The following is a 24357-nucleotide window of genomic DNA, read 5'->3' as shown; positions in this document are numbered from 1 at the left end:
CCGCGCCTCCCCCGTCCGCCCGGTCAGCCGACCAGGCGGACGGGGTCGCCGAAGCGGCGGACGGTGCCGTCGCGGCCGATGCCCACCAGCACCCCGCCCCAGAACTGCAGGTCGTCGACGCCGAGCTCGTCGGGCTCCGCGCGCCAGAGCCGCCGGCCGTCGCTGAGGTCGAACGCGGTCACCGAGCGGCCCACGAGGTCGCCGGTGTTCGCGTAGCGCAGCAGCGAGAAGGCGTAGCCGACCGACTCCGACGCGCGCTCCATGGTCGACTCGTTCGGCACGGCCGCCTCGAGCAGCTGCTCGCCCGTGGCGTCGTCGATCATCGCCACGACCCGGTCTCCGTCGTCGTCGCCGGACGGCGCCCGGACGAACGTCCGCACGAAGGCGTCGCGCCCGCTCTGGCCGACCGGCGGCTCGAGCACGATCGGCACGCCCCGGTCGTCGTCGTCGCGCGGCACGCTCCAGCGCTCGTCGCCGGTCAGGCGGTCGACGCACGACAGCGCGTCCCGCCCTGAGAAGACGACGCAGCCGCCCGAGAGCACCGGCGTGCGGTCGGCGTCGTGCCGGCGGCGCCAGAGCTCGGTGCCGTCGAGGTCGTAGACCACGAGCTCGGCCGTGTCGACGCGCCCGTCCGAGCCGGGGGAGTCGACGGCGAGCAGCTCGCCCCGCCGCACGGGCGTCACGGGGGTGCGCCAGCGGTCGCCCCACGCGCTCGTCTCGCCGCTCGCGGCGTCCACCCGCACGGCCGCTCCGCGGGCGAAGACGAGCACGGCGTCGTCGAGCAGCACGACGTCCTCCTGGTCGGAGGTCGACCCCGACCAGGTCGGCACGTCGAGGTCGTCGCGCGCGAAGAGCTCGAGCCGGCTGCGGGAGTCGCCGTCGACGAACGACGTGCCCCGGTCGCCCCTCCGGTCGGGGTCGGTGCGGACGAGCACCCAGTCGTCGTTCGCGTCGACGACGCGGCGCAGCCCGGCGTCGGTCGCCTGCACCTCGAGCAGCTCCCCGGTGTCGAGGTCGACGCGGGCGAAGCCGGACTCCGAGACGCCGAAGCCCCCGAACGCGCCGGTGCTGAGCAGCAGGTCGCCGCGCCGGGTGCTGGGCCAGACCTGCAGGGCCCCGCCGCCGCCTCCCACCGCGTCCGAGTCGAGCGACCAGCGCACGGTGCCCGTGCCGGGGTCGAGCCGTGCGACGCGCTCCCCGAGGCCGTCGCGGTCGTCGCAGACGCCGAGCACGGTGGTCAGCTGCGTGCTCGTGGCGACGAGCAGGTCGGGCGACCCGCCGCCGACCCGGCCGATCACGGTGTAGTCGAGGCAGGCCGTGTCGACCCCCTCGACGCCCAGCCGGTCGGGCGTCAGCACCCAGCCCTCGGGCGACGGCAGCCGCCGCAGCTCGTCGACGACGACTCCGCCGAGCGGCCGGCCGACGGGGTAGCGCGGCTGCGTGACGACCCCGGCCGTGACGACGAGCGTCGCCGCGAGGAGGGTCGCGCCGGCCGCGAGCAGCAGGCGACGGCCCCGGGAGGCGCGGTGCGGGCCCCGCAGGAGGCGCGGCCACCGCCGCCCGGTCGCGTCGCGGTCGGCGGAGGGGAGCGGCTCGGCGTGCTCGGCCCGCTCGGTCCGCTCAGCCCGGCGGGCGTCGTCGGCGCCGGCCGACCAGGGGTCGTCGCCGCGGGGCGGGCGGGGCGGGCGCCACGGAGCCTCGGTCACCTGGCCCTCCGTCCTCGGGGTCGCGCACCGCGCCTCCTCGTGCAGCGCCATCGTACGAGCCCACCGGTCGCCCGGGCCGCGGCCGGTAGGCTGGCAGCCCGCCGCCCCCGAACGGAGCAGTCCCATCGAAGCCCTCGTCGTCACGATCCTGGCCGTCGCCGCGGTCGTCCTGATCGTGCTCCAGGTCGTCTACCGCCGCCGCGTGATGCGCCGTCGCGAGGCCCAGGGGCAGGCCGCCGTGGGCCGCGGCACGTACGTGCTCTTCGCCGTGATGGCCGCGTTCTTCCTGTTCGCGGTGTTCGTCTTCCCGATGCTGGTGCGCTGAGCGCTCCCGCTGGCGGGGTCAGCCGGGCAGGCGCACGTCGTCGGCCAGGCCCCGGGCGACGCCGTCGTCGACGGTCACGAGGGTGCGGCGCCAGAACGGCGACAGCGAGCCGGTCGTGCCGATCTCGTGCGTCCAGAGGGTCCGGCCGTCGGCGAGGTCGAAGGCCGTGACCGCGGGCGGGGAGTCGGAGCTCCACCAGCTGCGCAGGGCGTAGCCGGTCGTCCGCGAGGCCGCGACCACCACCGACGCCGAGGGCAGCGTCAGGTCGAGGCGGGTCTCGCCCGTGGCCGGGTCGACGATCCACACCGGGTCGGTCTCGCCCTCCGACGACTCCTCGATCTGGCCGGGTGCCGTCGAGACGACCACCGACTCCTCGGGCGTGCCCGACCCGGGCAGCACCCAGCCGTTCACCGTCAGGCCGGAGCTGCCGGGCGAGCCCGCGTCGTCCGTCCCGAGCTCGCGGCTCCACCGCGCGCGGCCGGTGTCGGGGTCGACGCAGGTCACGGTGCCCGAGTCGTCCGAGACGACGAGGCAGCCGGCGCTGAGCCGGGTCCAGGTGCCGGGCGGCAGGTCGCGCGACCAGACCGGGCCCTCGACGGGGTCGACCAGCGAGACGACCGAGTCGCCCGCCGACGAGACCTGCCGCCCGAGCACCAGCCGGTCGCCCCAGGCCTCCACGCTGCCGAGGTCGCGCGCCTCGCCGGGCAGCGGCTGCGCCTGGCCCGTGCCCACGTCGACGGTCGACCACACGGCGTCGGCCACCGCCTCCTCCGCGTCGACGGCGAAGGCCGCGGGGTCGACGAGCTGCGCCACCAGCGTGCCGCCCAGCAGCCAGGCCTGCGTGGCGCTCACGCCGAGCCCCGACCAGACCGGGCGCGACAGGTCGTCGGCGGCGAAGAGCGTGAGCCGGTCGGCGTCGCCCGGGCCGAGCTCGAGGCCCCCGCCCGGGTCGTAGCGGTCGAGGTCGGTGGCCGACGTGAGCACGGCGTCGCCCTCGACCTGGAGCGCCTCGAGCAGGGTGCCGGGGGCCAGCCCGGCGGCCGTGTCGTCGAGCCGCTCGACGACGTGGCCGTCGGTCGTGTCGACGCGGGCCACCGTGCCGGAGGTGCGCCCCCAGACGCCGTCGGCCGAGACGAGGGCCGTCTCGCCGGCGGCGGCGGCCGCGACGCGGGCGCCCGTGACGGCCAGCCCGAGCTCGGCGCCGAGGTCGAGCCCCCAGCGCAGCTCGCCGGTGCGGGTGTCGAGCCGCACCAGGCGGCCGCCGGTGCCGCCGCAGGGCGAGCCGTCGCCGTAGCCCTGGGAGCGCGTGCCGACCACGACGTCGTCGGTGCCGACGTCGGCGACCACCTCGAGCGAGGTGCACTGGTCGGAGAGGTCGAGGTCGAAGGCGGCGCCGAGGTCGGTGCGCCAGAGGCTGGCGGTGGGCGGGCCGCGCAGCTCGTCGACGGCGGCCCCGGGGGCGGCGAGGGGCGCCCAGCTCGGGCGGGCGAGCACGCCGCCCGTCGTCACGAGCACGGTCGCGGCGACGAGGGCGACGCCGGTCAGGGCGAGGCGGCGGCCGCGTCCCTGGCGGGCCCAGCCGGCGCGGGCGGCGGCGGCGACGGACGCCGCGCCGGCGGCGAGGCGCGACGGGGGCGGGGGAGGGGACGTGCTGGTGGTGTCTGCGGCGACGGCGGCATCGGCGCCGGCGTGCGGCTCGGGGCCGACGGTGCGGGCGCGGGCGTCTGCGGGGGCGGGCCCGCCGCCCTGGCCGACCCGCGACTCCCACGCGACGTCGGGGCGCGGCGGCGGGGTCGGCTGCCAGGCCCCGCGTTCGTCGTCGTCCACCCGGCCATCGTAGGAGGCGCGGTGCAGCCCGCACCACGGAGCCGACCCAGCCCGGCCGCCCCGTCGTCACGGGGCCCGTCTGCTGGGTAGCATGGCGGGTCGCTCCGGCCGGGGCGGCGCAGGTCGAGCGAGGAGACGACATGACCGCACCCACCCACGGCCCCGGGTCGCGCAGCCTCTGGCGCACGAAGTCGGTCGAGGCCTCGATCCAGGACTCGCTCGAGGGCGAGAGCAAGCTCAAGCGCTCGCTCGGCGTCACCGACCTGACCCTGATGGGCATCGCCGTCGCCGTCGGCGCCGGCATCTTCTCGGTCGGCGCGAACGCCGCCGCGAACTTCGCCGGGCCGGGCGTCATCATCTCGTTCATCCTCGCCGCCGTCACCTGCGGCCTGGCGATCATGTGCTACGCCGAGTTCGCCTCCACCATCCCCGTCGCGGGCAGCGCGTACACCTTCACCTACGCGACCATGGGCGAGTTCCTCGCCTGGATCATCGGGTGGGACCTCATCCTCGAGACGCTCACCGGCGCCGCCGTGCTCGCCAAGTACTGGGGCATCTACCTCAGCACGGTGTTCGAGCAGTTCGGCGTGCCGCTGCCCGACACGATCGCCCTCGGGCCGGTCGACCTCAGCTGGGGCCCCTTCCTCATCGTCGCCGTCTTCACGGTGCTGCTCGTGCTCGGCACGCAGCTCAGCTCGCGCGTCGGCGGCGTCTTCACGGTGATCAAGGTCGGCATCGTGCTGTTCGTGATCGTCGTCGGGTTCTTCTTCGTCAAGGCCTCGAACTACACGCCGTTCGTGCCGGCCTCGCAGCCCCGCACGGGCGAGGGCAGCACCGACGCGTGGACGCAGTCGCTGTTCTCCTTCCTCAGCGGCGCGGCCCCCGCGCAGTACGGCGTCTTCGGCCTGCTGGCCGGCGCCTCGCTCGTCTTCTTCGCCTTCATCGGGTTCGACATCGTCGCGACGAGCGCCGAGGAGGTCAAGGACCCGCAGAAGACCCTGCCCCGCGGCATCTTCCTCGGCCTCGGCATCGTGACGCTGCTCTACGTCCTCGTCGCGATCGTGCTGACCGGCATGGTGTCGTACCGCGACCTCGCCGCCAGCGAGACCCCGAACCTCGCGACGGCGTTCGAGCTGGTCGGCGTCGACTGGGCCGCCAAGGTCATCGCGGTCGGCGCCCTGATCGGCCTGACCACGGTCATCATGGTGCTGCTGCTCGGCCTCGCCCGGATCGTCTTCTCGATGAGCCGCGACGGCCTGCTGCCCCGCGGCCTCGCCAAGACCTCGGCCAAGCGCGGCACGCCCGTGCGCGTGCAGGTGCTGGCCGGCGTCGTCGTCGCGCTGATCGCCGGTCTCACCGACGTCGGCGTGCTCGAGGAGATGATCAACATCGGCACCCTCTCGGCGTTCGTGCTGGTGAGCATCGGCGTGATCGTGCTGCGCCGCCAGCGCCCCGACCTGCCGCGCGCCTTCCGCGTGCCGTGGTCGCCGGTGCTGCCGATCCTGTCGGCCGCGCTCTGCGTGTGGCTGATGCTCAACCTCACGACGCTCACCTGGGCGCGCTTCGCGGTCTGGCTCGTGATCGGCGTCGTCGTGTACTTCGCCTACGGCCGTCGCCACTCGCGCGTGGGGCGCGGAGAGCAGTAGCGGGCCCGCCCTAGGCTGACCGCATGACGACACCCGAGGGGCCCCCGGCAGCACGGCAGCACGCCGTCGCCGTGGGGCCCCTCGGGCTGCGCGCGGTCGACGCGCTCGTCACGGGCGACCTGGCCCTCGCGTCGGTGGCGATCGGCGTCGACCTGCCGGCGGCCTTCCTCGACGACGGGTGGCTCTGGGCGATCCGCCTCGAGCAGATCCTCGCCGACGAGCGCGACGAGCCCTGGGTCGCCTGGGTCGCCACCCGTGACGGGCAGGTCGTCGGCCACACCGGCTTCCACGGCCGACCCGACGCCGACGGGGAGGTCGAGGTGTCGTACACGGTGCTGCCCGAGCTGCGCGGCCGGGGCGTCGGGGCACAGGTGCTGGAGGCGGTGCTCGCGTTCTGCGACGCCGCTCCCGCCGTGCGGTCGGTGCGCGCGAGCGTCAGCCCCGACAACGCGCCCTCGCTGGCCCTGGCGCGGTCGCACGGCTTCGTGCTGGTGGGCGAGCAGGTCGACGAGGTGGACGGGCTGGAGCTGGTGCTCCGCCGGGAGCCGCAGCGCGCCTCCTGAGCTCTACTCGGCATGGAGGTGCCCCGTCCCGGGCCCCCGAGCGGAGGCAGGACCCAGGACGGGGCACCGCGATGACGGGGGCGCCCCCGCGCTACGGCAGCAGGTCGAGCGCGGCGACGACCTCGTCGACCTCGGTGCGGGTCGTGTAGTCGACGTGCACGTCGGCGAACACGACGCGGCCGTCGCCGTCGACCACGAGCACCGTGGGGAAGGGGATGTCGCCCGTCGCGTCGGCGTTGCTGTCGGCGACGTCGAAGCCCAGCTGCGTGTGGGCGGCACGGGCCTCGGCGGTCGGCTCGGTGACGATGCCCAGGGCGCGGCTGAGCACGTTGCCCGGGTCGGAGAGCACGGGGAAGTCGAGGCTGCCGTTGCTCGTCGCGAGCTCGGAGCCCTCGGGCGTCTGCGGGCTGATCGCGACGAGGCCGACGCCGCGGTCGCGGAGGGTCGGCAGCAGCTGCTCCTGGTAGGTCTTGAGCGTGAGGTTGCAGTACGGGCACCAGGCGCCGCGGTAGAAGACGAGCACCGCGGGGCCCTCGCCGACGACGGTCGCGAGCGACACCTCGGCGCCCTCGGGCGTGAGCAGCGTCGCGTCGACCAGCTGGTCGCCGACGCCGACGGCGTCGTCCGGGCGGCCGGCGGCGGTGAGGGCCTGCTGCTCGGCGTCGAAGACGGCCGAGAGCTCGGGGCCGATCTGCGCGGTGAAGCCCTCGTTGAAGGTGCTGACCTGCTCGGCGATGGACGATGACGTCATGACGACCTCCTGGCGGGTCCGCGTCGGGTGCGGACCGGGTGCTGCCGACTGTACGGTCGCCTCCTCGGCGTGACCCGCGTGGGCGTCACGGTTCGTCACGAAGGCGGGGGGAGTCGCGGGTCGGCGGTGCCGCGGAGTCGCGGGGCGGCCGTGCCGCGGAGCCACAGGTCGGCGGGCCCGCCCGCTCGCTCGCCACGACGGCGTCAGCTCAGGTCTGGCAGCGCGGGCACCAGTAGGTGTCGCGCAGCTCGAGCTCGGACTCGCCGAGCTCGCCGCGGAGGATCTTCGTGCCGCAGCGGAGGCAGGGCTTCCCGGCCCGGCCGTAGACCCAGTCGGTCGTGCCGCGGAGCGTCCCGGTCGTGGTGCGTTCGACCCTGTCCTTGTTGGCGACGATGAGGCGGTGGGCCAGGTCGATCATCTTCGCGCGGTTCGCCACCTCGCCCACGGGCCGGGTGGGCAGCACCCCGCGGAGGAAGCAGATCTCGGCCCGGTACACGTTGCCGACGCCGGCGAGCACCCGCTGGTCGAGCAGCGCGAGGCCCACCTCGCGGGCCGGGTCGGCCTCGAGGTTCGCGAGGGCCCGCCCGGCGTCCCAGTCGGGGCCGAGCAGGTCGGGGCCGAGGTACGCCGTGACGCTGTCCTCCGGGTCGCGCTCGACGAGCTCGACGACGCCGAGGTCGAACCCGACGGTCACCCACTCGTCGGTCTCGAGCACGACGCGCGCCTGGTGCGCGGGGCGACGCCAGCGGGTGCCCCGGCGGTAGATGTGCCAGGAGCCCTCCATCTTGAGGTGCGTGTGCAGGGTCAGGCCGCCGATGTGGTGCAGCAGGTGCTTGCCGCGGCTGATCACGTCGTCGACGACCTCGCCGCTGAGGTCGACCGTGGCGAACGCGGGCACCCGGAAGTCGCTCGCCGTGAGCGTCTGGCCGTGCAGCACCGCGTCGAGGTTCTTCGCGGCGCGGTAGACGGTGTCTCCCTCGGGCATCGGTGCCCTCTACGACCTGAGCCGGACGCCGCTGGGCGTCGGGGCGAACCCCGCGTCGCGCAGAGCATCGCCGAACGGGGTGCCGAGCACGAACTCGCCGTCGACGCGCTCGACCGCGAGCTTGCCGAGCCGTGACCGCACGACCGAGGCGAGCGAGCCCGCCGCGAGGGCCAGCTCTCGGTCGTCGGGCTCGCCGAAGGTGAGGATCGTCTTGCCCCCGCGCTCGACGTAGACGGTGAGACGGCCGTCGACCAGCACGACCAGCGACCCGGCCTTGCGCCCGGGCCGGTGGCCGGCTTTCTTCTTGCCGGCGGGGGCCGACGCTGCGGAGGCGGTGGTCGCGCCGCCGGCACCGGCGCCGGCGCCGGCGCCGGCGCCGGCACCGGCACCGCCCGTCGCGGTCGCCGAGCTCGCCGTGGCGTCGGCCGTGCCGCCACCGGCCGCGGTCGCACCACCGGTCGACGACGGCCTCCCGCCGGGGGTCGGGTCGAGCACGCCCTCGGGCGCCTGCCCCGGCCAGGGCAGCGCGGCGCCGTACGGGTTCGCGGGGTCGGTCGCCGCGAGCGTCACGACGGGGATCTCGCGCCCGCGCCCCGCGGCGGCGAGGGCGTCGTCGTCGCGGCGGTCGGTCTCGTCGCGCACGAACGAGCGCAGCCGGTCGACGGTCGGGCCGGTGGCGAACTGCGCCGCGCCGAGCCCCTCGACGAAGTAGCCGCGCCGTGCCCGGCCTGACTCCTCGAAGCCGCTCAGCACCTTGTAGACCGTCGAGAACCCGCCGCGCACGCCCTCGTTGGCGACCGCGCCGCGCGTGACCACGCCGTGCCGCTCGAGCAGGATCTCGGCCATCGCGGCGGCGCGCACCGTCGCGTCGGGCTCGGCGAGCGGCAGCAGCGACCAGCGCCCGCCGACCGTCGGCGGCCCCGCCTGCCGGGGCATCGTGACGCGCCCGCGGCTCCGGTACGACGAGCGCGAGCGGGTCGGCGTGCGCGGCCGGGGCGCCTTGCCGCCGACCTGGGTGCGGAGCGGGGCGAAGGTGTCGTTCGTGATCTGCCCGGCCCAGACGAGATCCCAGATGGCGGTGACCAGGGCGTCGTCGTCGGTGCTGCCCACCGCGTCGGAGAGCTGGCGGAAGAAGTAGGCGCCGCCGCCCGCCAGCGCGGCGAGCACCTCGCGCTGCAGCTCGTCGGTGTCGGTGCCGAGCGGCTCGGGCAGGGTGACCTGGGCGCCGTCGGCGAGGTGCAGGCTGACCCAGCCGTCGTTGCCGGCCAGGCTGCCGGAGCCCGACCAGATGACCTCGCCCGTCGCGGTCAGCTCGTCGAGCATGCCGCTGGAGTAGTCCGTGACGCGGGCGGGCAGGATGAGCGACTCCCACGCGGAGGCCGGCAACGCCACCCCGCTGAGCTGGTCGATGACCTGGACGACGCCGTCGAGCCCCCGCAGGCCGCTGCCCGCGGTGCCCGTGGCGACGTGCTGCCAGGCGGGCAGGAAGCGCCCGAGCGTGTCGGGAGCGACGGGCTCGACCTCGTGGCGGAGCGCCGCGAGCGAGCGGCTGCGCAGGCGGCGCAGCACCTCGGCGTCGCACCACTCGCTGCCCTGGTGCTTCGGCCGGAACTCGCCCTCGACGACGCGTCGCTGCACGCCGAGCCGGCGCAGGGTCTCGAGCACGACGGCGGTGCCGAGGCCGAGCCGCTCGGCGACGGCGAGCGGCGTGAACGGAGCGTGGGTGCGGGCGAACCGGCCGACGAGGTCGCCGAGCGGGTCGTCGACGGGCTCGACGAACGCGGTCGGCACGCCGATGGGCAGGGCCACCCCCAGGGCGTCGCGGAGGCGCGAGGCGTCCTCGATGCCGGCCCAGCGCTCGACGCCGGCGTGCGTGAACCGCAGCACGCGGTTCGACCGCGCGAGGTCGGTCAGCGCGGCCTCGAGCTTGCCGCGAGCCTCGTCGTCGGGCTCCGCCGCCGCCGACCCCGCGGTCTCGGCCAGCCAGCTGCGCTCGACGATCTCGGCGGTGGTGAGGGGCCCGAGCAGGCGGAGCAGGTCGACGACGCCCTCGACGTCGCGGGCGCGACGGTCGGGCGCGAGCCGCTGCAGCTCGAGCTCGTGCTGGTCGATGACGTCGGCGTCGAGCAGCTCGCGGAGCTCGGCGCGGCCGAGGAGCTCCTGCAGGAGGGTGGAGTCGAGCGAGAGCGCGGCCGCCCGGCGCTCGGCGAGGGGCGAGTCGCCCTCGTACATGAACGCCGCGACGTAGCCGAAGAGGAGCGAGCGCGCGAAGGGCGACGGCACCTCGGTCTCGGTCTCGACGACGCGCACGGCGCGGGTCTCGAGCTCGCGGGTGAGGCTCATCAGGGCGGGCAGGTCGTAGACGTCTTGCAGGACCTCGCGCACCGCCTCCAGCACGATCGGGAACTGCGGGTACTTGCGCGCGACGTCGAGCAGCTGCGAGGCCCGCTGGCGCTGCTGCCAGAGCGGCGACCGACGGCCGGGGTTGTACCGGGGCAGGAGCAGGGCACGGGCCGCGCACTCACGGAAGCGCGAGGAGAAGAGCGCCGAGCCGCCGACCTCCTCGGTGACGATGTCGTCGAGCTCGTCGGGCTCGAAGCGGAAGAGCTCGGCCCCGGGAGGCTCGGCGTCGGTGTCGGGGATGCGCACGACGATCCCGTCGTCGGCCGCCATCGCACCGCCGTCGACGCCGAGCTGGTCGCGGATGCGGGCCGACACCGCGAGGGCCCAGGGCGCGTGGACCTGCATGCCGTAGGGGGAGTGGAGGATGAGGCGCCAGTCGCCGAGCTCGTCGCGGAAGCGCTCGACGACGAGGGTCGTGTCGGTGGGCACGTGGCCCGCGACCTCGCGCTGCTCGGCGATGAAGGCGATGAGGTTCTTGGCGGCCCGCTCGTCGAGGCCGCCGGCGGCGACCCGCGCCGCGGCGTCGTCGGCCGACGAGCCCGCGAGCTCGCGGAGGTACCCGCCGATCGCGCGGCCGAGCTCGGCGGGGCGGCCGATGCCGTCGCCCTTCCAGAACGGGACGCGGCCGGGCTGGCCGTAGGCGGGGGAGACGAGCACGCGGTCGTGCGTGATGTCCTCGATGCGCCAGCTCGTCGCGCCGAGCGCGAAGACGTCGCCGACGCGCGACTCGTAGACCATCTCCTCGTCGAGCTCGCCGACGCGGGCGGCCTTCTCGCCCACCATGAAGACCCCGAAGAGGCCGCGGTCGGGGATGGTGCCGCCGCTCGTCACGGCGAGCCGCTGAGCACCGGGTCGGCCGGTCAGCGTGCCGTGCACGCGGTCCCAGACGATGCGGGGCCGCAGCTCGGCGAACTCGTCGGAGGGGTACTTGCCGCTGAGCAGGTCGAGGGTCGCGTCGTAGGCCGACCGGGGCAAGGTCGCGAAGGGGGCGCTGCGGCGCACCGTGTCGAACCACTCGTCGGCGTCGATCTCGTCGAGCGCGACCGCGGCGACGGTCTGCTGGGCGAGCACGTCGAGCGGGTTCGTCGGCACCCGGAGCTCCTCGATCAGGCCGGCGACCATGCGCTCGGCCGCGACCGCGGAGTGGATGAGGTCGGCGCGGTGCTTCGGGAACATCACGCCCCGCGAGGTCTCGCCGACCTGGTGCCCGGCCCGGCCGATGCGCTGCAGGCCGCTGGCGACCGACGGCGGCGACTCGACCTGGATGACGAGGTCGACGGCGCCCATGTCGATGCCGAGCTCGAGCGAGCTGGTGGCGACGACGCAGCGCAGGCGCCCGCTCTTCAGGTCGTCCTCGATGATGGCGCGCTGGTCTTTCGACACGCTGCCGTGGTGCGCGCGGGCGAGCAGCGGCTCGGAGCCCTGGGTCTGCCCGCTGCCGCCGATCAGCTGGGCGGGAGCGCCGCCTCCGACCGCGGGGTTCCGCTTCGGGGCAGCCGGTGCGGCCGGCGCGAAGGGGTCGACGGCCACGTCGGCCTCGTCGCCGACCGCCCCGGCGACCGCGCCCACGGCGACCAGCTCGCGACCGACCGTGGTCGACCTCGACTCGGCGACGGCCTCGTCACCGCCCGTACGTTCGAGGTAGATGTCGTTGAGGCGGGCCGTGAGGCGCTCGGCCAGCCGGCGGGAGTTCGAGAAGACGATCGTCGACCGGTGGTCGAGGATCAGGTCGACGATGCCCTCCTCGACGTGCGGCCAGATCGAGCCCTGCGGGGCCGACCCGGCGGCGGAGCCCTCGAGCGGCGCGGCCGTGCCGAGCTCGGTCATGTCGTCGACCGGCACGACCACCTTGAGGTCGAAGGTCTTCTCCGACCGGGGGTTCACGATCGTCACGGGCTTGCGGCCGGAGAGGAAGCGCGCCACCTCCTCCGGCGGGCGGACCGTCGCGGAGAGCCCGATGCGCTGGGCGGGCTCCTCGAGCAGGCCGTCGAGGCGCTCGAGCGAGAGCGCCAGGTGGGCGCCGCGCTTGGTGGCGGCGACCGCGTGCACCTCGTCGACGATGACGGTGTGCACGCCCTTGAGGTTCTCGCGGGCCGCGGAGGTGAGCATCAGGTACAGCGACTCGGGGGTCGTGATGAGGATGTCGGGCGGGGTGCGCTGCAGGAGGCGGCGGTCGCCCGACGAGGTGTCGCCCGACCGCACGCCCACGGTCAGCTCGGGCGCCTCGATGCCGAGGCGTCGCGCGGTCTGCGTGATGCCGACGAGGGGCGAGCGGAGGTTGCGCTCGACGTCGACGCCGAGGGCCTTGAGGGGCGAGATGTAGAGCACCCGCGTGCGGTGCTCGCGCGCCTCGGGGGCGGGCCCGCTGGCGAGCGTGTCGATCGACCAGAGGAACGACGCGAGGGTCTTGCCCGACCCGGTCGGCGCGATCACGAGGGCGTCGTCGCCCGCGCTGATGGCCTCCCAGGCCCCGACCTGGGCGAGCGTGGGCGCCGGGAAGGCGCCGCGGAACCACTCGCGGGTCGCGGGGGAGAACTTCTCGAGCACGTCGGTCATCGTGCAGGCCATCCTGCCCTGCACCCCCGACAACCGGCCGGGCGGCCGCGGCTACGGTGGTCGCATGCCGAACCTGCTGCACCTCGACTCGTCCGCCGACCTGGGGGCCTCGCGCTCGCGGGCGATCACGGCGGCGTTCGCCGCCGCGTGGCGGTCGCTCGGCGACGACCACACCGTCACCCGCCGCGACCTGCACGCCGACCCGCTGCCGCACCTCGCCGACGCCGCGCTGCACTGGCCGCCGCGCCTGCGCCCGGCGGGCGCGTCGCCCGACCCGGCCGCGGAGGCCCTGCAGCAGGAGCTCATCGCCGAGCTGGTGGCCAGCGACGTGGTGCTCGTCGGCGCTCCCCTCTACAACTACACGGTGCCGTCGACGCTCAAGGCCTGGATCGACAACGTCCACCTGCCCTCGGTCACGGCGCCGCTCGACGGCGACGACCAGCAGCCGATGGCGGGCCGCCCGGCCGTCGTCGTCACGAGCCGCGGCGGCGCCTACGACGCGGGCACGCCGACCGCCGGCTGGGACCACGCCGTGCCCGTGCTTCAGCAGGTGCTCGGCGGGGCGCTCGGCATGGCGGTCGAGGTCATCACGACCGACCTCACGCTCAGCGAGCTGCTCGCGATGCCGGCGGAGGCGCGCGAGAGGTCGGAGCGGGAGCTCGCCTCCGCCCTCACGGCAGCGGGCGACGCCGCGCGTCGTCTCGGCTGAGGTGGCGGGCCCCACGCGGTCGCGCCTCGCGCGTCGCGCCCAGGCGGCGACGGCCCGGGTGCTCGGTTTCCTGTCGGCGATCGCCGCGGTGGTCGGCCTGGTCTCGCTCGCCAAGGGCAGCGTCGGCGTGGGGGTCGTGCTGCTCTTCGCCGCCTTCGTGCTGGTCGCCGTCGCCTGGGCGATCGTGCGGGCGGCCGTGCGGCGGGCGGCGGACGGGCGCGCGACGACGAGGCGCTGAGCACGGCCGGCCGGAGGGCCTCGGCGGCCCCTCCCGACCGGCCGGGCGGACCGATGTCGGCGGCGACGCCTACGCTCGTCCCCATGCACAGTCGCACCCTGGGCCGCACCGGCCGCGAAGTCTCCGTCATCGGCCTCGGCACCTGGCAGCTCGGCGCCGACTGGGGCGACGTCTCCGAGAGCGACGCTCTCGAGGTGCTGGGCGCCTCCGTCGAGTCCGGCGTCACCTTCTTCGACACCGCCGACGTCTACGGCGACGGCCGCAGCGAGCAGATCATCGGCACGTTCCGCGCCGCGAACCCCGACGTGCCGCTGACCGTGGCCACGAAGATGGGCCGCCGCGCCGACCAGGTGCCCTCGAACTACGTGCGCGAGAACTTCATCGCGTGGACGGACCGCTCGCGGCGCAACCTCGGCGTCGACACGCTCGACCTCGTCCAGCTGCACTGCCCGCCGACGGCCGTCTACTCCGACGACGCCGTCTACGACGCCCTCGACGAGCTCGTGGCGAACGGCGCGATCGCGGCCTACGGCGTCAGCGTCGAAGAGACCGCGCAGGCCCTGACCGCCATCGCCCGCCCCGGAGTCTCGACCGTCCAGATCATCCTCAACGCCTTCCGGCTCAAGCCCCTCGACGAGGTGCTGCCCGCCGCCCAGCGCGCCGGGGTCGGCATCATCGCCCGCGTGCCCCTGGCCAGCGGCCTGCTCTCGGGCAAGTACACGACCGAGACGACCTTCGCCGCGAACGACCACCGCAGCTTCAACCGCCACGGCGAGGCCTTCGACCAGGGCGAGACCTTCAGCGGCGTCGACTTCGAGCAGGGCGTCGCCGCGGCGCGCGAGTTCGCCGAGTCGGTGCCCGAGGGCGTCACGGTGCCACAGGCGGCCCTCGCCTGGATCGTCGACCAGCCCGGCGTCAGCACGGTCATCCCCGGCGCCCGCAACGTCGAGCAGGCCCGGGCCAACGCGGCCGCCGGCGACGTCGAGCTGGAGGAGGGCCTCGACTCCGAGGTCGTCCGCATCTACGACCAGTACTTCCGCGACCAGGTACACCCCCGCTGGTGACCGCGCTGCCGAGCGGTCACCGCGCCCTCGTCGGCGGGTCCGCCGGCCGCGTCTCGTGACCGCCCGGCAGCACGCCCGTCAGTCGTGCCGGGTGCCCTCGCCCGCCAGCACCGCGCGGTAGCCCTCGCGGTAGGTCGGGTAGGTGAACGAGAACCCGGTCGCGCGCAGCAGCGCGTTCGACAGGCGCTTGTCGCCGCCGGCCTGACGACCCCGGGGAGGCGCGGGCGCGGGGGCCTCGACGGCCAGCTCCGCGGCGAGGAAGGTCAGCACGTCGTCGAGCCGCACCGGCTCGTCGTCGGTGACGAGGTAGACCGGCCCGATCATGGCGAGCCCGGCCAGGTGGACGATGGCGGCCGCGGCGTCGTCACGGTGCACGCGGTTCGTGTGCGGCGACGTTCCCGGCTGCTCGGCGAGGGTCGCCTCGCCCCCGCGCACCTGCTCGATCAGGCGCTCCCGGCCGGGGCCGTAGATGCCCGAGAGCCGCAGCAGGGTCGCGTGCGGTGCGCGCTCCCGGAGCAGCGCCTCCGCCTCCACCAGCACCGCCGCCGTCGGGCTCGCGCCCGTCGCGGGGGTCTCCTCGGTCACGACGCTGCCGTCGTCGACGTCGTAGACGGCGGTCGACGACACCACGAGGAGTCGCGGGTCGGCCGCCGAGGCCTCGATCGCGTCGAGCACCCGGCGCAGCCCGTCGACGTACGTCGCCCGGTACTCGTCCGGGTCGCGGCTGCCCGCGGCCAGGGCGACGACGACCACCGTGGCGTCGTCGTCGATGACGGGGGTCTCCGTGCGCAGGTCGACGGCACGGCCCTCGAGGGGCGCGGGCACGAGCTCGGCGCGGCGCCGCAGGCCCACCACCCGGTGCCCGGCGGCGGCGAACCGCAGCCCTGCCTCGGTGCCCAGGTCTCCGCAGCCGGCGATGTAGACGCTCATGCTGCGAGGCTAGCGGCGCCGGCTGGGCGTGCCGCGTGCCGCGCGTGCGGCAGCGGCGGGCGGAGAGCCCGCGCTCAGAGGTGCTCGAGCGTGGCCGGGTCGAGCTGCCCGTCGAAGAACTTCGCGAGCGCGTCGGAGAAGCGTCGCTCGGACGGGTCCGCCTGAGCGAAGAGGGTGAGCGACGAGCGGAGCTTCGTCGCGTCGACGTCGCCGAGCACCGCGACGGCGTCGTCGCCGGGCAGGTCGAGCAGGGCGTCGACGCTGTCGAGCAGGCGCGGGCCGAGCAGCGGGTGCGCCAGGTAGGCACGGGCCTCCCCGATCGAGACGATCGCGTAGCGGCGCGACGTCTCGCTCGTGCCCAGGCCGGCCGCCTGCGGGAAGACGAACCACATCCAATGGGTGCGCTTGTTCCCGTTCCGCAGCTCGCGGAGGGCGCGGTCGAAGGTGCCGTCCGCCTCCTGGGAGTCGACGAAGCGCTCGAGGTCGTGGCGGGCGAGGAGCTCGGAGTGGTCGGTCATCGCTCCGGTCTACCCCTGCGGCGGGTCGCTGTCCTCCCCGGCGGGTGGGCGCGGGCCCGCCCAGGAGGACGCGGACCCGCCGCACCCGGGGAGGCGGTGGCCCAGGAGGACGCGGACCCGCCGGCCTCGGGGAGGCGGTGGCCCAGGAGGACGCGGACCCGCCGGCCACGGTCACGACCACCCCCTCGACTCCGCGCACCGGACGCGTTAGTCTGGTCGGCTGCCCACCGGGCGGCGCGCACCGCCGCACGCCCCTGCGGCCGAGGGCCGACATGACCCCCAGCACCAGCACCCCCGAGCCGACCGGGCCCCGCCCCGGCGGCACAGCCGGCACCCCCGGCGGCACAGCCGGCACCCCCGCCGGCACCCCCGCCGGCATCCCCGTCGACACCCCCGCGGGCACCGCCGGCACCACCGGCACCGCCGGCACCACCGGCACCGCCGGCACCGCCGACACCGCCGCGGCGACCGTCCGCACCACGCACCCCCACACCGGCGCCGTCGTCGAGCAGGTCGTCGTCCCGGCGAGCATCGACGCGCCCGACGCCGCCGACTTCGTCGAGTCGGTCGAGGTCGAGAACGCCGTCCGGCGCGCCGCCGTCGGCAGCGACGAGCTCTCGTGGAGCCCCGCCGAGCTGCTCACCGGCTACCTCGACACGACGTGGTCCGACCGTCGCCGGTTCGTCCTCCGCGAGAACGGCGTCGTCGTCGCGGTCGGCGACTACGAGACGCGGCGCTCCGGCGACGCCGCCGGCACCGCGTGGCTCGACGTCTGCGTGCTGCCCGAGGTCGGCCGTCGCGGCTTCGGCACCGTGCTCGCCGACCACCTCGAGGCGCTCGCCGCCGCCGAGGGGCGCACCCAGCTGATTGCCTACGTGCGGTCGCGGGGCGACGGCGAGCCCCGGCTGACCCCGCCGACCGGCGCCGGCTCGGTGCCCGCGACGAACGTCGAGGTGCGGTTCCTGCGCGGCCGCGGGTGGCAGCTCGGCCAGGTGATGCGCTGCAGCCGCCTCGCGCTGCCGCCGGACGAGGAGGCGCTGGGCGAGATCCGCGACCGGGCCCGCGCCTCCGCCGGTGACGACTACCGGCTGCACTCGTGGGTCGGGCGCTCGCCCGAGCGCTGGCTCGTCGACCTGGCCCTGCTCGAGACGCGCATGAGCACCGACGCCCCCGCGGGCGGCGTGCCCGAGCCCGAGGACGTCTGGACGGCCGAGCGCTTCCGCGACGAGGAGGAGCTCGCGCTCGCCGGCCCCCGCACCCGCTTCACGGCCGTCGTCGAGCACGTGCCGTCGGGGCACCTGGTCGGCTTCAGCCAGCTGGCGGCCCCGGCCGACCTCGCGTCGCCCGCCTTCCAGCAGGACACCCTGGTGCTGCGCGAGCACCGCGGGCACCGGCTCGGCTGGCTGCTGAAGGTCGCGACCACCGACCTCCTCACCGCCGAGCGCCCGGGGCACCCCGCCGTCATCACCTTCAACGCGGAGGAGAACCGCCCGATGCTCGACGTGAACGAGGCCGTCGGCTTCGTCCCGCTCGAGCACGAGGGAGTCTGGAGCAAGCAGCTGCCGGCCCGGTAGGAGGCGCGGTGCCGGCGGCGCGCACCGCCGCGGGCCCCGGGGAGGCGCGGCGGGGGCCCCAGGGCCACGCCAGCCGTTCGGTGCCCGCGCTGCCACCTCGGGGAGGCGGCTGTCAAGGCCCGACCCGACCCGCGACTCCGGCCTAGCGTCGCAGGAGCCGGCGGGAGGGGCAGCCTCCCGCCGGCACCTCACCGCCACCGACGTCGAGAGGACCGCCGTGCCCCCCTTCGCCCCTCAGCACGCCATCGTGACCGGATCCGACTCGGGCATCGGCCGGGCGACCGCCGTCGCCCTCGCCGTCGCCGGGCTCGACGTCGGCGTCACCTGGCTCGACGACGAGGCCGGGGCCGAGGCCACGGCCGAGGAGGTCCGCTCGCACGGGCGCACCGCCCACGTCACGCAGCTCGACACGACCGACCTCGAGCGCTGCGGCGACGTCATCGACGAGCTGGCCGACCGGCTCGGCGGCCTCGACGTCTTCGTGGCCAACGCCGGCACCGGCGCCTCCGAGCTCGTCGTCGACATGTCCCTGGCCGAGTGGCGACGGGTCGTCTCCGCCGACCTCGACGGCGCCTTCGTCTGCCTGCAGCGGGCCGCGCGCCGCATGGTCGCCGCAGGCCGGGGCGGCCGCCTGATCGGCGTGACGAGCGTGCACGAGCACCAGCCGCGGGTCGGGTCGGCGGCCTACGACGCCGCCAAGCACGGCCTCGGCGGGCTGCTCAAGACGATGGCCCTCGAGCTCGGTCGGGACGGGATCACGGTCAACGCCGTCGCCCCGGGCGAGATCGCGACGCCGATGACCGGCCAGACCGACGTCGACCCGACGGGGGTCGACCGGCCGGGCATCCCGCTCGGGCGCCCCGGCGACGCGTGGGAGATCGCGTCGGTGATCACCTTCCTGGCGTCGCCCGCCGCCGGGTACGTGACGGGCGCCTCCTGGGCCGTCGACGGCGGCATGCTGCAGATGGGCCCGCAGGCGGGGTCGCACCTGCAGGACGACAGCTGGCGGAGCGTGTAGCGGGCGGGGGCCTCAGCCCTCCGCGACGAAGTCCGCGCTGACCTCGGCGTGCACCTCGACGTCGGCGGGCACGAGCGCGAACGCCAGCGAGCCGTCGTCGGCCGAGGACGGGGGCGCGGCGCGCGCGAACAGGGCCGGTCCGCCCGCCGCGCCCGCGCCTCCGGCACCCGGGCGCAGCCCCGGCTCCCAGAGCGACCGCAGGGTCGGCGTGCCGAGCCCGAGGGCGTCGGCGTAGTCGACCGCGCGCACGACGGCGTCGGCGACCGCGGCGACCCGTGCCCCCCGGTCGACCTCAGGCCGCCGGTCGTGGCTCAGCGACCACTCGACGCCCTCGACGGCGACCCCCTCGAGGGCGGCGATCCCCGCGACCCAGCGGGCGAGCACGGCGACGTCGGAGAACCGCACGGCGACCGTCGACCGCGAGCGGACCAGCCCGGTGGAGGCGCGGGTGCCGTCCTCCTGCCAGGCACCGGGCACGGGGCCCACGGTCACGTCGTCGGCGCTCCACCAGGTCGCGGCGCCCTGACGGCGGTGCACGGTGGCCTCGGCGGTCACCCGGTCGTGCAGGGCGACGCTGTCGCGGAGCACCTGCTCGCGGTCGGTGCCCTCCCTCGCGAGGCCGAGGCGCACGGTGCCGCGCTCGGCCCGGTGCCGGTGCATCGCTGTGCCGGTGACGGAGATCGTGACCACGGGGCGCTCCCGCCTAGCGGACGGCGGGGTCGTCGGTGGTCGCGGGGGCGTCGGGGGCGTCGGGGTTCGTCGCGGGCGCGGTGGCCGTGGGGGCCGCGGGTGCGGGTGCGGCCGCACGGTCGGGTGCGTCGCGGTCGGCCGCCGCGACGTCGGTGCCCGTGTCGCGCGTGTCGCTGTCGAGAGTGTCGGGGTCGAGGCCGGCCAGCGGGTTGGTCACGCGCGAGATGAACGCGTTGAGGTCGTCGAGCTCCTCCTGGCTGATGCCGTGGGCGAGGCCGGGGTAGACGGTCTCCTCGACGTCGGCGTGGGCGGCGAGCCAGTCGGCGGTGCGCTGCACGGCGTCGAGCGGGATGACCGCGTCGACGTCGCCGCGGCCCCAGAAGACGTCGGGGCGGACCCGCGCGAGCTCGGCGTCACGACGCGACGTGGCCTCCGAGTCGTCGGGCACGACGAAGCCCGCGAGCACCGCCGCCCAGGCGAAGCGCTCGGGGGCGTGGCGCAGCAGCTGCAGCGTCAGCGAACCGCCCTGCGAGAAGCCGAGCAGGGCCACGGACGGGTGCGCGTCGCCGAGCGAGTCGACCCACGCGAGCACCGCCTCCGCGGCCTCGTCGACCGGGCCGGGCTCGGGCGAGCCGGGCAGCGCGAGCGGGTACCAGGAGTGCCCGTCGCCGTGCGGCAGCGGAGCCCGGAGGGAGGCGATCGCCAGGTCACGGGGCAGGTACGGAGCCAGCCCGATCAGGTCGCCCTCGTGCGACCCGACGCCGTGCAGCAGCACGAGCAGCGGGCGGCCGGCACGCTCGGCCTCGTCGGTGGACCAGCGGACGAGGGCGGCATCGATGGTGACCATGGGCCGAGCCTAGCCAGCGGGGCGTCGCGGGGCGCGCCTCCTCGTGCTCCGCTCGTCGGGCCTCGCCCTGTCCCGCCTCGCCTCGTGGGCTCGCTCCGCGCCGGGCGGGCGCGCTCGCCTCGGGGCGTGCCCGCCCGGCCACCGGCGGTCGTCGGCGTGTTCGCCCCTAGCGTTTCGTCGCCCGGGCGCCGCGCGCTGCCTGTAGACATGGGCCATGAGCTCCGTGCAGACCCCCGACCCCAATCCCGGCTGGCTGTCCGAGGAGGAGCTGCACTCGATCCGCCAGCGGCTGCCCATCCTCTACGTCGAGGCCGTGCCGGTGCGGGTCGACGGCATGGGCATCGTCACCGAGGTCGGCGTGCTGCTGCGTGCGTCGCCCGAGGGCGAGATGTCGCGCATGCTCGTGTCGGGCCGCGTGATGTACGGCGAGAGCCTGCGCACCGCGCTGTTCCGCCACCTCGAGAAGGACCTCGGGCCGATGGCGTTCCCGCAGCTGCCGCCGTCGCCGGTGCCGTTCCAGGTCGCCGAGTACTTCCCGCTGCCGGGCTCGTCGGTGTACACCGACGCCCGCCAGCACGCGGTGTCGCTCGCCTACGTCGTGCCCGTCACGGGCACCTGCGAGCCGCGCCAGGACGCGCTCGAGCTCACCTGGCTGACGCCGCACCAGGCCGCGAGCCCCGAGGTCGCCGACGAGATGGAGGGCGGCCGCGGCGCGCTGCTCCGCTCGGCGCTCGCCTCCGTCGGCGCCCTGCACTAGCGCCCGCCGCGCGCCCCTCCTCGCTGAGGAACCCCGTTCTCACACGGGAACCCTGCCGCGGCGGGGTTCGTGAGCGAGGACGGGGTTCGTCTCGGCGGTGCGACCCGATTCCTCCACAGGGGGAGGCGGGGGTCGCGACTGCACAGGGCAAGACGTGTGGCCCCGTCGCGTCGGCATCACGGTCGCAGGATCGTCGTCATGCCCCTGCTCTCGCCACCCCCTCAGCCGCCCCACCGACCTCCTCCTGAGCCGCTCGTCGGCTCGATGATCCACCGGTCGTCGCTCGTGCGGTCGGGTCGCGACGACCGGGCGCTGCGCCGGGCAGCCGGGCGGGGCGAGCTGGTGCGGGTCGCCCCCGGCACGTACGTCTCCGCTCCCGCGTGGGTCGCGGCGTCCCCCGAGGAGCGGCACGCCGTCGTCGTGCGCGCCACCGTCGCCCGGACGACGTCCGACATCGTGGTGTCGCACCGGTCGGCCCTCGCGGTGCACGGCTTCCCCCTCGCGTCCCCGATGCCGTCCCGGGTGCACGTCGTCGACAGGGCCAGGAGCGCGACGAAGACCACGGGGCTGATGGTCAGGCACAGTGCCGCACTGGCCGGCCATGAGATCACGGAGCTGGGCGGGCTGAGGGTCGTGAGCCCGGTGCGGGCCGCGTCGGACGTCAGCCGCCTCGAGAGCCTCCGCTCCTCCGTGATGGCGCTCGACCACGGTCTACGACTCGGGGCGTTCGACCGCGGCGCGCTCCGCGCCGCGGTCGAGCGCGCGCCTCGCGTCGGTCGGCGACGCGCGCTCATCGCCCTCGACCTCGCCGACGCCCTGGCCGAGTCGCCCGGCGAGTCGCTCAGCCGGGTCGTCATGGTCGAGATCGGTGTCCCGCTGCCGGAGCTGCAGCGGGAGTTCTGGGACAGGTGGGGTCTCATCGGCCGCGTGGACTTCTGGTGGCCGGAGCTCGGCGTCGTCGGCGAGTTCGACGGCCTGACGAAGTACCTCGAGCTCGCCCGGCGGTCCGGGCGCAGTCTCGATCAGGTGAAGATCGACGAGAAGAAGCGGGAAGACCGCATCCGCGCCCTGTCCGAGGTGCGCGGCTTCGCGCGGTGGGACTGGGCCGCGGCGAACGACCCGAGCCGGCTGGCAGCGGTGCTGGCTGACGCCGGTGTCGCTCGCCGTGGACGATGAAACACCCCGCCCTCGCACCCGAACCCTGCCGCGGCAGGGTTCCGATGCGAGAACGGGGTGTCTCGGGGTCAGCGGGGAGTGGTGGCTCAGCGACCGCCGCGCTGGCCGCCGCCGCTGCGCGGCTTGCCGCCGACGAGGCCGCCGACCTTGAGGCCGCCAGGGCGACCGCCGTCGGAGGACGCACGGCGCGAGCCGCCGCCGGCGCCGCCGCCGGAGCGCTGGCCCTGCGAGGCGGCGAAGTCGGCCTGGTCGTTGCGCACCGCGTTGGTGCGGCTCTGGCCGCCGTCGCTCTGCGCACGGCGCCCGGTCTGGCGGGTGCCGCGAGCCTCGTCGCGCGAGTCCTCGCGCACGGGCGTCACGGCGCCGCGGCCCGACTCGGTCGAGTAGAAGGTCGAGGCGCCGCCCCGGGGCGCGGCGTCGCGGCGCGAGCCGCCGTCGCGCGAGCCCTGGCCGGAGCCCTGACGCGCGCCGCCGGAGCGACCCGCACCGGCACCGCCGCGACCGGCCTCGGAGCCGCGACCCGCGCCTCCGGACCGTCCGCCGCCGGCACCGGCACCGGCCGCCGCGGGGCGACCCGAGCGGTCGGCGCGGGCGATCGGGTTGCCCTGGCTGTCCTGACGGGCGGCGCGCTTGCGCTGGGCGTTGGCGCCCTGCGAGCGACCGCCGCCACCGCCGCCCTGCTGCTGCACGGCGGCACGGGGAGCCGGCTTCACGTACGCGGCGACCTCGCCGACGAGCGCGGCGACCTCGGGCGACGACGGGGTGACCGACGTGATGGTCGGGCGGATGTCGGCCTTCTTCATCAGCTGGGCGACGTCGCGCTTCTGGCTGGGGATGACGAGGGTGACGACGTCGCCCTCGGCGCCGGCGCGGGCGGTGCGGCCCGAGCGGTGCAGGTACGCCTTGTGCTCGGTCGGCGGGTCGACGTGGATCACGAGCTCGATGTCGTCGACGTGCACGCCGCGGGCGGCGACGTCGGTGGCGACGAGCACGCGGGCCGAGCCGTCCTGGAAGGCGGCGAGGTTGCGGTCGCGCTGCGGCTGCGAGAGGTTGCCGTGCAGGTCGACGGCGGGGATGCCCGAGTCGGTGAGCTGCTTGGCGAGCTTCTTCGCGTGGTGCTTGGTGCGCATGAAGAGGATGCGGCGGCCCTTGCCCGAGGCGAGCTTCTCGACGAGCGCCTTCTTGGTGTCGAGCGACTCGGTCTCGAAGACGTGGTGGGTCATCTTGGCGACGGGCGAGTTGGCCTCGTCGACCGAGTGCAGCACCTCGTTGTGGAGGAACTGCTTGACCAGCTTGTCGACGCCGTTGTCGAGGGTCGCGCTGAAGAGCAGGCGCTGGCCGTCGTTCGGGGTGGCCTTCATGATGCGGGTGACGCCGGGCAGGAAGCCGAGGTCGGCCATGTGGTCGGCCTCGTCGAGCACGGTGACCTCGACGGCGTCGAGCTTGATGAATCCCTGCTTCATGAGGTCCTCGAGGCGGCCGGGGCAGGCGATGACGATGTCGACGCCGGCCTTGAGGGCCTGCACCTGTCGGTTCTGCGAGACGCCGCCGAAGATCGTGGTGGTGCGCATGCCGTAGGCCGCGGCGAGCGGGGCCAGCACGGCGTCGATCTGGGTGGCGAGCTCGCGGGTCGGGGCGAGCACGAGGCCCAGGGGGCGACCGGCGCGACGGGCGCCGCCGGCCAGCGCGCCGCCGAGGCGCGCGGCCATCGGGATGGAGAAGGCGAGGGTCTTGCCCGAGCCGGTCTTGCCGCGGCCGAGCACGTCACGGCCGCCGAGGGTGTCGGGCAGCGTGTCGATCTGGATCGGGAAGGCGTTCTCCTTGCCGTCCTTCGCGAGGGCGGCGACGATCGGGGCCGGGACGCCGAGCGAGGCGAAGGAGGCGGTGGGGGCGTCGGCGACGTCGGTGGCGTCGGTGACGGGGAGCGTGGTGGACATGCGTGCCTTTCAGGGGCAGGGTGTCGAGCCGGGCCGGGCTGCGGACGGCCGCGACGTCTGCGCGGGGCGCGGACGGCAGGGCGGTGCAGAGCCGGAGAGCGGCTGTCGTAGCCGGGCTCGAGGTGTGGCGACGGTGC

At 75.6% G+C, this 24357-nt stretch carries 20 protein-coding genes; 10 read left to right on the top strand and 10 right to left on the bottom strand.

Features of this window, described 5'->3' with window-relative positions; genetic code table 11:
- Positions 1-23: 23 nt before the first annotated feature.
- The gene (locus tag IFT72_RS13625; protein WP_192046749.1) at positions 24-1706 is read right to left on the bottom strand and encodes a PQQ-binding-like beta-propeller repeat protein; all 1683 of its coding nucleotides are present in this window, start codon (positions 1704-1706) and stop codon (positions 24-26) included.
- Positions 1707-1881: 175 nt separating this feature from the next.
- On the opposite strand from IFT72_RS13625, the gene IFT72_RS13620 reads away from it, so the two are divergent.
- A complete protein-coding gene (locus IFT72_RS13620) occupies positions 1882-2031 on the top strand; it encodes a hypothetical protein (RefSeq protein WP_185230473.1) in 150 nt (49 codons plus the stop codon).
- 18 nt (positions 2032-2049) lie between these two features.
- Here IFT72_RS13620 and IFT72_RS16735 read toward each other — a convergent pair whose 3' ends face one another.
- Positions 2050-3858, bottom strand: coding sequence for a PQQ-binding-like beta-propeller repeat protein (locus tag IFT72_RS16735; RefSeq protein WP_192046748.1), 1809 nt, complete (start codon positions 3856-3858; stop codon positions 2050-2052).
- Positions 3859-3998: 140 nt separating this feature from the next.
- Here IFT72_RS16735 and IFT72_RS13610 point away from each other — a divergent pair, with 140 nt between their 5' ends.
- Both IFT72_RS13610 and IFT72_RS13605 read left to right on the top strand, forming a co-directional pair.
- Positions 3999-5504 (top strand): APC family permease, encoded by a 1506-nt coding sequence (locus tag IFT72_RS13610; RefSeq protein WP_056057609.1) that lies wholly within the window; start codon positions 3999-4001, stop codon positions 5502-5504.
- A gap of 23 nt (positions 5505-5527) precedes the next feature.
- Positions 5528-6067: a GNAT family N-acetyltransferase gene (locus IFT72_RS13605; RefSeq protein ID WP_192046747.1), complete on the top strand. Its 540-nt coding sequence runs from the start codon at positions 5528-5530 to the stop codon at positions 6065-6067.
- Between the two features lie 91 nt (positions 6068-6158).
- Here IFT72_RS13605 and IFT72_RS13600 read toward each other — a convergent pair whose 3' ends face one another.
- From IFT72_RS13600 to IFT72_RS13590, 3 genes are all read right to left on the bottom strand, one after another.
- The gene (locus IFT72_RS13600) at positions 6159-6818 is read right to left on the bottom strand and encodes a peroxiredoxin-like family protein (RefSeq protein ID WP_056057606.1); all 660 of its coding nucleotides are present in this window, start codon (positions 6816-6818) and stop codon (positions 6159-6161) included.
- 208 nt (positions 6819-7026) lie between these two features.
- A complete protein-coding gene (locus IFT72_RS13595; protein ID WP_056057604.1) occupies positions 7027-7803 on the bottom strand; it encodes a DNA-formamidopyrimidine glycosylase family protein in 777 nt (258 codons plus the stop codon).
- Positions 7804-7812: 9 nt separating this feature from the next.
- The gene (locus IFT72_RS13590; RefSeq protein WP_192046746.1) at positions 7813-12762 is read right to left on the bottom strand and encodes a DEAD/DEAH box helicase; all 4950 of its coding nucleotides are present in this window, start codon (positions 12760-12762) and stop codon (positions 7813-7815) included.
- 64 nt (positions 12763-12826) lie between these two features.
- Between IFT72_RS13590 and IFT72_RS13585 the strand changes: the two genes are divergently transcribed.
- The 3 genes from IFT72_RS13585 (at position 12827) to IFT72_RS13575 (ending at position 14773) form a co-directional block, all read left to right on the top strand.
- Positions 12827-13471 (top strand): FMN-dependent NADH-azoreductase, encoded by a 645-nt coding sequence (locus IFT72_RS13585; RefSeq protein ID WP_192046745.1) that lies wholly within the window; start codon positions 12827-12829, stop codon positions 13469-13471.
- A 1-nt stretch (position 13472) separates the two neighbouring features.
- Complete coding sequence (locus IFT72_RS13580; RefSeq protein ID WP_056057598.1) at positions 13473-13709, top strand: hypothetical protein; 237 nt, start codon at positions 13473-13475, stop codon at positions 13707-13709.
- An 83-nt stretch (positions 13710-13792) separates the two neighbouring features.
- Positions 13793-14773, top strand: a complete 981-nt coding sequence (locus tag IFT72_RS13575; protein WP_167260494.1) for an aldo/keto reductase — start codon at positions 13793-13795, stop codon at positions 14771-14773.
- A 78-nt stretch (positions 14774-14851) separates the two neighbouring features.
- Here the strand turns inward: IFT72_RS13575 and IFT72_RS13570 are convergent, their stop codons facing one another.
- Together IFT72_RS13570 and IFT72_RS13565 are read right to left on the bottom strand one after the other, a co-directional pair.
- On the bottom strand, positions 14852-15703 hold the full coding sequence (locus IFT72_RS13570; RefSeq protein WP_192046744.1) for an NAD-dependent epimerase/dehydratase family protein: 852 nt from the start codon (positions 15701-15703) through the stop codon (positions 14852-14854).
- Positions 15704-15777: 74 nt separating this feature from the next.
- The gene (locus IFT72_RS13565; protein ID WP_192046743.1) at positions 15778-16221 is read right to left on the bottom strand and encodes a DUF1810 domain-containing protein; all 444 of its coding nucleotides are present in this window, start codon (positions 16219-16221) and stop codon (positions 15778-15780) included.
- A gap of 272 nt (positions 16222-16493) precedes the next feature.
- Here IFT72_RS13565 and IFT72_RS13560 point away from each other — a divergent pair, with 272 nt between their 5' ends.
- Positions 16494-17795: a GNAT family N-acetyltransferase gene (locus IFT72_RS13560; RefSeq protein WP_192046742.1), complete on the top strand. Its 1302-nt coding sequence runs from the start codon at positions 16494-16496 to the stop codon at positions 17793-17795.
- Between the two features lie 217 nt (positions 17796-18012).
- Positions 18013-18813, top strand: coding sequence for an SDR family oxidoreductase (locus IFT72_RS13555; protein ID WP_192046741.1), 801 nt, complete (start codon positions 18013-18015; stop codon positions 18811-18813).
- Between the two features lie 12 nt (positions 18814-18825).
- On the opposite strand, the gene IFT72_RS13550 is transcribed toward IFT72_RS13555, so the two are convergent.
- Together IFT72_RS13550 and IFT72_RS13545 are read right to left on the bottom strand one after the other, a co-directional pair.
- Positions 18826-19503 (bottom strand): SIMPL domain-containing protein, encoded by a 678-nt coding sequence (locus tag IFT72_RS13550; protein WP_192046740.1) that lies wholly within the window; start codon positions 19501-19503, stop codon positions 18826-18828.
- 13 nt (positions 19504-19516) lie between these two features.
- Complete coding sequence (locus tag IFT72_RS13545; protein ID WP_192046739.1) at positions 19517-20350, bottom strand: alpha/beta hydrolase; 834 nt, start codon at positions 20348-20350, stop codon at positions 19517-19519.
- Positions 20351-20564: 214 nt separating this feature from the next.
- Between IFT72_RS13545 and IFT72_RS13540 the strand changes: the two genes are divergently transcribed.
- Both IFT72_RS13540 and IFT72_RS13535 read left to right on the top strand, forming a co-directional pair.
- Positions 20565-21107, top strand: coding sequence for an NUDIX hydrolase family protein (locus IFT72_RS13540; protein ID WP_056057579.1), 543 nt, complete (start codon positions 20565-20567; stop codon positions 21105-21107).
- A 264-nt stretch (positions 21108-21371) separates the two neighbouring features.
- Positions 21372-22283, top strand: a complete 912-nt coding sequence (locus IFT72_RS13535; protein WP_192046738.1) for a type IV toxin-antitoxin system AbiEi family antitoxin domain-containing protein — start codon at positions 21372-21374, stop codon at positions 22281-22283.
- Between the two features lie 86 nt (positions 22284-22369).
- On the opposite strand, the gene IFT72_RS13530 is transcribed toward IFT72_RS13535, so the two are convergent.
- Positions 22370-24220: a DEAD/DEAH box helicase gene (locus tag IFT72_RS13530; RefSeq protein ID WP_192046737.1), complete on the bottom strand. Its 1851-nt coding sequence runs from the start codon at positions 24218-24220 to the stop codon at positions 22370-22372.
- Positions 24221-24357 lie beyond the last annotated feature (137 nt).

The sequence above is a fragment of the Frigoribacterium sp. CFBP 8754 genome, assembly GCF_014841815.1.
Classification (GTDB): domain Bacteria; phylum Actinomycetota; class Actinomycetes; order Actinomycetales; family Microbacteriaceae; genus Frigoribacterium; species Frigoribacterium endophyticum.
This window is presented reverse-complemented; position numbering and strand designations above follow the sequence as displayed.

Bases quoted from the DNA above. Each gene is read 5' to 3' on its own strand.
- IFT72_RS13610 (WP_056057609.1), top strand. From the start codon at position 3,999: ATGACCGCACCCACCCACGGCCCCGGGTCGCGCAGCCTCTGGCGCACG.
- IFT72_RS13605 (WP_192046747.1), top strand. From the start codon at position 5,528: ATGACGACACCCGAGGGGCCCCCGGCAGCACGGCAGCACGCCGTCGCC.
- IFT72_RS13600 (WP_056057606.1), bottom strand. From the start codon at position 6,818: ATGACGTCATCGTCCATCGCCGAGCAGGTCAGCACCTTCAACGAGGGC.
- IFT72_RS13595 (WP_056057604.1), bottom strand. From the start codon at position 7,803: ATGCCCGAGGGAGACACCGTCTACCGCGCCGCGAAGAACCTCGACGCG.
- IFT72_RS13590 (WP_192046746.1), bottom strand. From the start codon at position 12,762: ATGACCGACGTGCTCGAGAAGTTCTCCCCCGCGACCCGCGAGTGGTTC.
- IFT72_RS13585 (WP_192046745.1), top strand. From the start codon at position 12,827: ATGCCGAACCTGCTGCACCTCGACTCGTCCGCCGACCTGGGGGCCTCG.
- IFT72_RS13575 (WP_167260494.1), top strand. From the start codon at position 13,793: ATGCACAGTCGCACCCTGGGCCGCACCGGCCGCGAAGTCTCCGTCATC.
- IFT72_RS13570 (WP_192046744.1), bottom strand. From the start codon at position 15,703: ATGAGCGTCTACATCGCCGGCTGCGGAGACCTGGGCACCGAGGCAGGG.
- IFT72_RS13565 (WP_192046743.1), bottom strand. From the start codon at position 16,221: ATGACCGACCACTCCGAGCTCCTCGCCCGCCACGACCTCGAGCGCTTC.
- IFT72_RS13560 (WP_192046742.1), top strand. From the start codon at position 16,494: ATGACCCCCAGCACCAGCACCCCCGAGCCGACCGGGCCCCGCCCCGGC.
- IFT72_RS13545 (WP_192046739.1), bottom strand. From the start codon at position 20,350: ATGGTCACCATCGATGCCGCCCTCGTCCGCTGGTCCACCGACGAGGCC.
- IFT72_RS13540 (WP_056057579.1), top strand. From the start codon at position 20,565: ATGAGCTCCGTGCAGACCCCCGACCCCAATCCCGGCTGGCTGTCCGAG.
- IFT72_RS13535 (WP_192046738.1), top strand. From the start codon at position 21,372: ATGATCCACCGGTCGTCGCTCGTGCGGTCGGGTCGCGACGACCGGGCG.
- IFT72_RS13530 (WP_192046737.1), bottom strand. From the start codon at position 24,220: ATGTCCACCACGCTCCCCGTCACCGACGCCACCGACGTCGCCGACGCC.